At 63.7% G+C, this 5645-nt stretch carries 7 protein-coding genes; all 7 read right to left on the reverse strand.

All coding sequences use genetic code 11. The annotated features are described in order from the left end of the window. Window positions 1–406 (reverse strand): tetratricopeptide repeat protein (locus KVS69_RS17675; protein ID WP_217539265.1); only part of this gene is annotated, 406 nt, incomplete at its 3' end. A 60-nt stretch (window positions 407–466) separates the two neighbouring features. After that, entirely contained in the window at window positions 467–1402 is a 936-nt protein-coding gene (locus KVS69_RS17680) for an HAD family hydrolase (protein ID WP_217539268.1), read from the reverse strand. A gap of 90 nt (window positions 1403–1492) precedes the next feature. Beyond that, a complete protein-coding gene (locus tag KVS69_RS17685) occupies window positions 1493–2035 on the reverse strand; it encodes a hypothetical protein (protein ID WP_217539271.1) in 543 nt (180 codons plus the stop codon). 10 nt (window positions 2036–2045) lie between these two features. Continuing rightward, the gene (locus KVS69_RS17690; RefSeq protein ID WP_217539273.1) at window positions 2046–3221 is read right to left on the reverse strand and encodes an MltA domain-containing protein; all 1176 of its coding nucleotides are present in this window, start codon (window positions 3219–3221) and stop codon (window positions 2046–2048) included. Window positions 3222–3292: 71 nt separating this feature from the next. Next, complete coding sequence (locus KVS69_RS17695; RefSeq protein WP_217539276.1) at window positions 3293–4030, reverse strand: N-acetylmuramoyl-L-alanine amidase; 738 nt, start codon at window positions 4028–4030, stop codon at window positions 3293–3295. Window positions 4031–4197: 167 nt separating this feature from the next. After that, window positions 4198–4494 carry a hypothetical protein gene (locus tag KVS69_RS17700; RefSeq protein WP_217539278.1) on the reverse strand — a complete coding sequence of 99 codons (297 nt, stop codon included), beginning with the start codon at window positions 4492–4494 and terminating at the stop codon, window positions 4198–4200. A gap of 804 nt (window positions 4495–5298) precedes the next feature. Beyond that, on the reverse strand, window positions 5299–5645 hold a 347-nt coding region (locus KVS69_RS17705), incomplete at its 5' end, for a hypothetical protein (RefSeq protein WP_217539280.1).

A 5645-nucleotide genomic window follows, 5' to 3' on the forward strand; every position in this document is an offset into this window, starting at 1 on the left:
GAGTCACTCGACCATTGAGATACAGCATGCCCAGGACGGACTGCGCAATCACTTCGCCCTGCTCCGCCGCCTTTCGCACCCAGACGATGGCCTGGGCCTCGTCCTTGGGCACGCCGATTCCACGCAGGTAGAGCGCACCCAGTTCGGATTGGGCAGGACCGTAGCCCTTGTCAGCCGCCTTGCGATACCAGGCGGCGGCCTTCGCCGCATCTTTGCGGACACCGGCACCGCTGAGATACAGATTGGCCAGTTGGTACTCTGCTTTCGCGTTGCCCGATTTTGCGGCTGTCTGGATACTCTTCAGCAGGGTTGCTTCTTCATCGCTGAGCGCATGGGCGCTGCAGGCCACCACGGCCATGCCGACAAAAAGCGCCACGCGGCTTACTGCGCGGATCACGCCTTCCATGGACTTTCTCACTCGTCATCATCTCCAGATGTTCTGGTGGGGATGATATCGGGTCCGCCGCTAATCCACGAACACCTTCGCCCAGTCCTCCCGGACGCTGACCAGCGGCCACCCGCGCTCCTTCGCCAGCGCCACCGACTTCTGGGCGCCCGAGGTATACGCAATGTCCCGCTCGTCATCATCGTGGGTAACCAGCAACGCCAGCGAGGCGCCCTTTCCCTGCGTGGCGAACTGCAGCATCTGGATGTCGCCATTGGAATTGCCGGCAGCGAAGATCGGCCGCGCGCCAATCCGGCTCCAGATCCGTACCACCTTGTTGGGGCCGTCGTCGAACACTTCCAGTTTCGAGGTGTGGACCAGCTTGCCGATGCCGTCTTCTTCACGGTACTGCAGCGCGACGGTGGTGCCGACCACGCGCTCGGGCGGAACGCCGTACAGCTCGCGGGTGATCGGCCGCATGAAATCGCGTCCGCCACCGGACACGATGTAGTTGGTGAATTGATTGGCTTCCAGGTACTGCAGCAGCTCGCGCATGGGCGCGTAGGCGGTTTTCAGGTAGGGGCGTTTCAGCACCGGGTTCTCCTCGCTGCGCAGGAACTGGTCGGCCTTGCTGGCGAACGACTCCACGTCATCTTCGGCATAGGCCGAAAGCAGGCCGGCCGCCATTTCCTTGAGCGTGGTGTCATCGCCCTCGTAATGCTTGGTGATGACATCGCCCAGCCACGCCTGGTCCTTTTCATGAACGGCTTTCCAGGGTTGCCGGTCGCGTAGCGACGGGTCTGCTTCAGCCTGTTCGGCAATGCGGCGCAACAGGAAGCCGGCCTGGATCGGCATGGGCTTTTCGCACCACAGGCAGCCGTCGTTGTCGAACACGGCGATCCGTGCGGCCGGCGGCACGTAGTCGGGGCCGTCCTCCAGGGTGACCCGTGCGACGAAGGCGATGATGGCCTGGCGCGTGGCGCCGGCGTTCCAGCTTTTGAGCAGTCCTTCGTGCATGGATATGACTCGAGGGGGCTTGAAGCTGGAATGCTAGCCCTGGCGCACGGCGGCTACCTGCGCAGAATCACTGCGCTGGGCGCAGTAGTTCTACTGGGTGCGGCGCCTCAACGCCATGATCGCTTCCGGCAGCTCCACACGCATCTGTTCGCGCAGCGCGTCAGCCACGCCGTGGTAGCGCCGACGCTGGAAGAGGTAGCAGCCGACGAACAGCCCCAGCATCATCAGCATCGGCCAGGCGGCCGCGACTACCAAGGGCATCGCCACGCACAGCCCGCCGATGGCAAGCGTCATCCAGTTGCAGATGCCTTCCACGCGGACCTGGTTGCGCTTGGCATCCACCACTACCAGCCCACGCATCACCGGGTAGTAGCGCCCAGTGAAGTTCATGCCGAAGCTCTCGCGGAAGGCCATGCGGCCGTCGGGAAGCGCGCGGAATACCAGCGGCAGCCACCTCTGGGTGGCTACATCGCGTTCCAGGCAGTTCAGCACCAGCCTCTCGCGCATGGCGGCGTTGGCGGGTATGCGCTCGTTGAACAGGCGGATACCGGTGACGAAGTAAAGCGGATTCCAGGTCAGCTCCAGGATGATCTCCAGCACCATCACCGCGACCACTACGTAGAAGATCGCCATGCGTGGGTCCTCAGCCGCCAGCGGCCGTAATGGTGGGTAGGGCGGCACCCTTCGGCCACAGCAGCCAGAGGTTGCCCTTCTGCTTCATGTCCCCCGCCAGCTTGCCGGAGGCGTCGCCCGTGCCCCAGTACAGGTCAGCCCGTACTTCGCCGGCAATGGCGCCGCCGGTGTCCTGCGCGGCCACCGGGCGCACCACCGGGCTGCCGTCCGGGCGCGTGGTGGACAGCCACAGCAGGCTGCCCAGTGGCACCACGGTGCGGTCCACCGCCACGCTGTAGCCGGCGGTGAGTGGCACGTTCAACGAACCGCGCGGACCTTCGTCGCCTTCCGGCCCCTTGGTGAAAAACACATAGCTGGGGTTACTGGCCAGTAGCTCGGTCACGCGCTGCGGATGTGCGTCTGCCCAGGCGCGGATCGCGTCCATGGTGACGTCTTCCTTCTTCAGCTCACCCTGCGCCACCAGCCAGCGGCCGATCGGGCGGTAGGGATGGCCGTTCTGGTCGGCGTACGCGATGCGCAGCTGGCGGCCGTCGTCCAAGCGGATCCGGCCCGAGCCCTGGATCTGCAGGAACTGCAGGTCCATCGGGTTGGACAGCCAGGCCAGCACGGGCGCGTTGACGCCCTTGGCGGAGATCTTCGCGGCGTCGTCGTAGGGGCGAAGCACGCGGCCTTCCACGCGGCCGCGCAGACGCTTGCCCTTGAGCTCGGGGTAGAGATCATCGAGCTGCACGCTGACCATGTCGGCCGGCACGCCGTAGACCGGTACGGACGTCCTGGCAGTGCGGGTGAGGCTGCCGCTGTACACCGGCTCGTAGTACCCGGTGATCAAGCCATCGGCGCGGTGGCCGCCGGCACGCAGCGAATAGACCTCCAGGCGGTCCTGCAGGAACTGGCGGATGGCCGTTGGGGTGTTGGCGATGTTGGCAGCCGCCGCGCAGGTGGGCGCCCAGGTGGCGTCACTCTTCAGCCGCGGGCAGGCGCTGCGCCAGGCACTGAAGCCGGCCTGCAGGTCGCTGTCGCTGACCGCGGGGAGCGCTTTCCAGTCCGCCTTTGCGTAGGTGGCGGGACTTGCAGACGGCGGCGCATCGGACTTGGGAGTGCTGACGCTGCAGGCGGTGAGCAGGGACAGACCTAGAAGGGTCAAGGCAGGGTGCCTGATTGCAGCGGTGATGCGCTTGGCCTTCATGGATGCTCGTTCTGGGCGGTATCAGCGATTGATTGTAGGGGGTTGCTGAAACAGCGGACCAACCGGCCGCTCTACCGCTGCAGGAGCAGCGAATGCAGGATGCGGGCGTCCTCGACGTCGAGCGTGGGCGGCAGGTCGTCGCGGCCACGGAAACGGCGGTGGAAGGCGCCGGCGGCGGCGGCGCGGTCGTCCAGCGGATAGCCGAACGCCTGCAGCGCCAGCCACGGGTCGAAGCCGGGAGGCGCCGGGCCATCGCTGGCCCGTGGCCAGACGCCGAAGCCGGCCTCGGCCAGCTGCTGCCACGGAAAGTAGCGGCTGGGGTCCTGCTTGCGTGCGGGCGCCAGGTCGGCATGGGCGATGATCTGGCGGCGCGGGATGTCCAGGCGGGTACAGACATCGTTGAGCAGACGGATCAGCGCGGCGATCTGGGCCGGCGCGAACGGGCTGCTGCCGTCGTTGTCGATCTCGATGCCGATCGAGGCCGAGTTGAGATCGCTGATGCTGCCCCAGCGCCCGCCGCCGGCATGCCAGGCACGGCGGTTGTCGGCGACCAGCTGATAGATGTGCCCATCCGCACCCACCAGATAGTGCGCGCTGACGCGGCCACCGCTGTTGGCGGTACGCAGCGTGCGCAGACTCTGCTGCACGTTGTCCTGGTCGGTGTGGTGCAACACGATGATCACCGGGTTGCGCACGTTGTGGTTTGGCGAAGGCACCCACGTGGCGAGCGGGCTGCGCACGTCGGTGCTGGCGCACGCGGCGAGCAGGAGGGTGGCGAGCAGCACGAGCGGGTGGCGGACTTGGCGCATCACCCGATTGTGCTTGATTCGAGAGCGGGTTGCGCGGGTCCTGGCCTCACGACGAGGATGCGAGTCCTGGATCGCGAAATCCCACCCGCGCAGATTGCGGGTCCACGTGCCTGCGCGGGTGATGAACGACGCCGTGCGTTCCCCGTGGCCCTGAACGTTCTTCCTTCTCAACCCCGAACGAACGACAGGTTGTAGAGGAATGGCAGCCATGCAAGGAGGGCCAGTGCAATCTCAAGGATTCGCGCCCTCCTCCAATCGGTGATCCTGATGATGATCGCCATTGTCTGGATCAACAGCACCACCACGCCTGCCTGAACAACCTGCAGCGTACGCTCCGGGTTCAGGTCGTAGACGTCAAACAGGCCAAGGGCTCCAGACGTGTATCTGTTGTAGGCCACCGCATGGAACAGCGCCGCGCACGCAATCCAGCCAACGTAGTAAACGATGTTGATCAGGCTCTTCATTCGGCTGGCTGGAAGGATGGATAGTCGTGGCGAGCGGGCAGAAATCGTAGTGCAACACGATGCTCACCGGCTTGCGCACGTTTTGGATCGGGGAGGGCAGCCACGTGGCCAGCGGCTGCGCAGGGCGCATTTTACGAGCTACCTGGTGTCACGAGGGATTGCGCGATCAATGAACCGGACAAACGCGGTGTAAAGAAGGCCGCTCATTACGCCGATGAGCGAGAAGAGAATGAGTCGCCTGGGTGCCCAGTCCACCCAGAATCTCGGATTGGACCATATTGCTTCCCAGGCGCCGCGCGCGAACCCACCCTCCAGGACTAGCCAGCCCACCAAAGCCCCGGCCGCGCCAAAAACAATGTACCTGGGGCGCCATCTGGGGAAAATGCCGTCGACCAGCAAGACAAGTGGACATCCCACGATCAAGCCAATGATGGCACCTATGATCAGGAAAATACCCAACACAGGCAGTGCACCATGCACAGACGTTCCGCTCGAGGACATGACAGGGATCACAAAGAACATGCAACTGGCCACTGCAGTGCTCAGTGGCACTGCAAGCATTCTGGCAGGCAGGTTCCAAGCACTCATTGACAAACCTCAACTTTCTTTCCATCCATTATGGACGGCCAGCACTTGGCGGGTGGTGCGCCCGGTATCCACGGCAGCTTGTAGGAGTTGACCTTAGAGCCGATGTTATCTGTATTCGGCCCCGTTTCATCGTGGATCCGCCATATGTGAACTTGCGGTGCGAGAGCATTGGCATAGTCGAGGATCCAGACATGTGCGTCGCATCGCTGGGAACGGTCACCACCGGTACCCATAAGCCCAAACGGCATTGCCGACTGCGAGAGCCAGAAACAGGCAGCCCCCAGATAAGGCCGCGCCCGGCGACCGAAGTACTTCAATGCGTTCAACCAAACGCTTCTGCGCCTCACTCAGGGAGTCGCGCTTCAATCCAGCCCAAAGCATGAACATGTAGACCGATAACACTGCAAATACGATTGAATGCAACCACGCTGGAAGAACCGTTCCATTCATTACTACAAATCTCCAAGATGGAAAATTGGCGCGATCGCGATCTCGGGCACATTGATCATTGAGCGGCCTGTGGGCGCGGAACTTTAGACGAGAGCTATCGCCTTTCGCTGCAA

This window comes from Stenotrophomonas sp. GbtcB23 (assembly GCF_019091045.1).
Lineage (GTDB): Bacteria > Pseudomonadota > Gammaproteobacteria > Xanthomonadales > Xanthomonadaceae > Stenotrophomonas > Stenotrophomonas rhizophila_A.

Excerpts from the sequence above, each read along its gene's own strand:
- KVS69_RS17680 (WP_217539268.1), bottom strand. The coding sequence starts at position 1,402 with ATGCACGAAGGACTGCTCAAAAGCTGGAACGCCGGCGCCACGCGCCAG.
- KVS69_RS17685 (WP_217539271.1), bottom strand. The coding sequence starts at position 2,035 with ATGGCGATCTTCTACGTAGTGGTCGCGGTGATGGTGCTGGAGATCATC.
- KVS69_RS17690 (WP_217539273.1), bottom strand. The coding sequence starts at position 3,221 with ATGAAGGCCAAGCGCATCACCGCTGCAATCAGGCACCCTGCCTTGACC.
- KVS69_RS17695 (WP_217539276.1), bottom strand. The coding sequence starts at position 4,030 with ATGCGCCAAGTCCGCCACCCGCTCGTGCTGCTCGCCACCCTCCTGCTC.
- KVS69_RS17700 (WP_217539278.1), bottom strand. The coding sequence starts at position 4,494 with ATGAAGAGCCTGATCAACATCGTTTACTACGTTGGCTGGATTGCGTGC.